The following is a 1281-nucleotide window of genomic DNA, read 5'->3' on the forward strand; positions in this document are numbered from 1 at the left end:
TCAGGCTGTCGAGAAAATCTCGACAGCTTTATTTTTTCCTTAAACTTTCCATCTCCTCATTTTATAATAGAGAAAAACCCACTTAAGGAAGGTGTTTTTCTCATGTTCCACACTAGAAATTCTTCTCAGCACGAAGCCGAATTTGTATTGCTAGATCAACTGGTCGAAGAGGATCACCTGCTTCGTAAAATTGATCAGTACATTGATTTTTCATTTATCGTAGATAAAGTAAAACCGTATTATAGTGAGAATAAAGGTCGCCCTTCTCTTGATCCACTTATTTTGTTCAAAATGATGTTTATCGGATACCTGTACGGTATCCGTTCTGAAAGACAACTTGAAAAAGAAATTTACTATAACATGGCGTATAGATGGTTTTTAGGTTTGAACATCAATGACCCCGTTCCTCATCACTCGACCATTAGCTGGAATCGTCGTACTCGATTCAAAGATACAACGATTTTTCAAGATATTTTTGATGAAATTGTGCTTCAAGCCATCAATCATGATATGGTAGGAGGCCGCGTTCTTTTTACTGATTCAACTCATCTTAAAGCCAATGCCAATAAACATAAATATACGAGAAAAACGATTGAACAAGATACCCAGAACTATATAAATGAATTAGAAGAAGCGATCCAAGAAGATCGGGTGGCACACGGAAAAAAGCCCTTAAAGGTAAAAGAGGAGGTGAAAACGAAAAAAGACATTCGTCAAAGTATGACTGACCCTGAGAGTGGCTATCTTTATCGTGAAAATAAACCGGAAGGCTTTTTCTACCTAGACCACCGTACAACGGATATGAAGTACAATATCATCACAGATGCCCATGTCACGCCCGGCAATATCCATGATTCTATTCCGTATCTTGATCGATTGGATCACCAAATCGCCCGATTTGGTTTTCAAGTAGAAGCTGTTGCCCTTGATTCTGGTTATTTGACAACCTCAATCTGTAAAGGTTTATCGGATCGCCATATTTTTGGTGTCATCGCACATAGACGCTTTCATCCAACAAGAGGATTATTTGAGAAGTGGAAATTTCAGTATGATTCTGAATCTGATCACTACATATGCCCAAATGGCGAGAAGCTATTATATACGACAACTGATCGAAAAGGTTATAGGTTCTACAAATCAGACCCTAAAAAATGCGTATCGTGTCCTTTCCTTGAGAGCTGTACAAGATCGAAAAATCATCAAAAAGTGATCTCAAGACATGTATGGGAGGAACACAAAGAAAAGATCAGACAAAATCGTCTGTCTGCCTCTGGAAAAGAG

Annotated in this window: 1 protein-coding gene; it reads left to right on the plus strand. The window is 38.3% G+C overall.

The features are described 5' to 3' along the window. Positions 1-102: 102 nt before the first annotated feature. A partial coding sequence (locus C6Y03_RS18985; RefSeq protein ID WP_106039814.1) for an IS1182 family transposase occupies positions 103-1281 on the plus strand: 1179 nt, incomplete at its 3' end.

Origin of the sequence: Bacillus sp. LNXM65, from assembly GCF_002998575.1 — a bacterium.
Lineage (GTDB): Bacteria > Bacillota > Bacilli > Bacillales > Bacillaceae > Bacillus.